Origin of the sequence: Streptomyces sp. FH025 (genome assembly GCF_017427025.1) — a bacterium.
In the GTDB taxonomy this organism is placed as follows: domain Bacteria; phylum Actinomycetota; class Actinomycetes; order Streptomycetales; family Streptomycetaceae; genus Kitasatospora.
In genome coordinates, this window is the sequence record NZ_JAFLNG010001008.1 from 1 (window position 1) to 2019 (window position 2019).

At 71.1% G+C, this 2019-nt stretch carries 1 protein-coding gene; it reads left to right on the forward strand.

Annotated elements, in window-relative coordinates:
• A partial coding sequence (locus tag J0670_RS36700; protein WP_243438039.1) for a beta-ketoacyl synthase N-terminal-like domain-containing protein occupies positions 1-2019 on the forward strand: 2019 nt, incomplete at both ends.

The following is a 2019-nucleotide window of genomic DNA, read 5'->3' on the forward strand; positions in this document are numbered from 1 at the left end:
CGTGCAGGTGAACTGGGGTTCGGTGCTGCCCTCCGGCAGGACGGTGGACCTTCCCACGTACGCCTTCCGGCACAAGCGCTTCTGGCTCGACAGCGGAACGTCCTCCCCGGTGATGGAACTGCCGCAGTCGATCGACGACTTGACCGAGGCACCTCCGCTGGACTCCGCCACCGGGCTGCTGAGGCAGCTCGTGGGCCGACCGGAGTACGAGCAGGAGCAGGTGCTCCTCGACCTGATCAGGGCGCACGCCGCCGCCGTCCTCGGGCACGACTCCCCGCAGGCGCTCGACCCCGCGCACACCTTCAAGGAGCTCGGGTTCGACTCGGTGACCGGCGTCGAGCTGCGCAACCGGCTGAGCGCCGAGGCGGCCACACGGCTGCCCACCACCCTGATCTTCGACTACCCGACCCCCCTGGCACTGTCCGAGTTCCTCCGGGCGGAGGCACTGGGGCACGCGGACGAGCTCACCGGACCGGGACGCTCGGCCGCAGGGGCCGACGAGCCCATCGCGATCGTGGCGATGAGCTGCCGCCTCCCCGGCGACGTCAGTGCCCCCGAGCAGCTGTGGGACCTGCTGGCCGCCGGCGGCGACGCCGTCGGCGAACTTCCCACCGACCGGGGGTGGGACCTGTCCCAGCTCTTCGACCCGGCCGCGGACCGGGCCGGCACCTTCTACACGCGCGGCGGCGGATTCATCACGGGGGCGGCGGAGTTCGACGCCGGCTTCTTCGGGATCAGCCCGCGTGAGGCGCTGGCGATGGACCCGCAGCAGCGGCTGCTCCTCGAACTCTCCTGGGAGGCCTTCGAGCGGGCCGGCATCGACCCGCGGCAACTGCGTGGCTCGGCGACCGGCGTCTTCGTGGGCGCGTCCTCGTCCGGATACGGCGCCAACGCGCCCGAGGAACTCGAAGGCCACCTGCAGTCGGGCATCGCTCCGAGCGTGATCTCGGGCCGGGTGGCCTACACGCTCGGGCTCGAAGGACCGGCCCTGACGGTCGACACCGCGTGCTCGTCGTCGCTGGTCGCCCTGCACCTCGCCGGCCAGGCCCTGCGGTCGGGCGAGTGCTCGCTGGCGCTGGCGGGCGGTGTCACCGTGCACGCCACCACGTCGTGGCTCGCCTGGTTCAGCCGCCAACAGGGCCTCGCGGCGGACGGCCGCTGCAAGGCGTACTCGGAGCAGGCCGACGGCATGGGCATGGCCGAAGGCGCCGGCATCGTCGTGCTGGAGCGGCTCTCGGACGCGCGGCGGCTCGGGCACAAGGTGCTCGCGGTGGTGCGCGGTTCGGCGGTCAACCAGGATGGTGCGTCGAACGGTCTGACGGCGCCCAACGGTCCCTCGCAGCAGCGGGTGATCCGTGCCGCCCTGAACAACGCCGGCCTGTCCGCAGGTGATGTGGACGTGGTCGAGGGCCACGGGACGGGGACCCCGCTGGGTGACCCGATCGAGGCGCAGGCGCTGTTGGCGACGTACGGCCAGGGGCGTCCGGCCGATCGGCCGTTGCTGCTGGGTTCGCTGAAGTCGAACATCGGACACACCCAGTGGTCCTCAGGTGTCGCGGGTGTCATCAAGATGGTGCTGGCGCTGCAGAACGAGCAGCTGCCGAGGACACTGCACGCCGAGGAGCCGTCCTCGCACGTGGACTGGGACGCCGGCGCGGTGCGGCTGGCCACGTCGGCGGTGCCCTGGCCGCACTCGGAGGAGCGTCCACGGCGTGCGGGTGTGTCGTCGTTCGGCATCAGTGGCACCAATGCGCACGTGATCATCGAGCAGGCTCCTGAAGAGGATGTTCCTGTCTCCGGTGGTGCTGGTGCGGTGCTGCCGGTTGTTCCGTGGGTGGTGTCGGGGCGTTCGGTGGCGGGGCTTGCGGGTCAGGCGGAGCGGCTGGCGGCTTTCGTGGAGCAGAGCCAGGATGTGGATCTTGCCGGTATCGGCTGGTCGTTGGCTGTGTCGCGTGCGGCGTTGGAGCAGCGGGCGGTGGTGCTCGGTGCTGATGCTGGCGAATTCGCTTCCGGATTGGA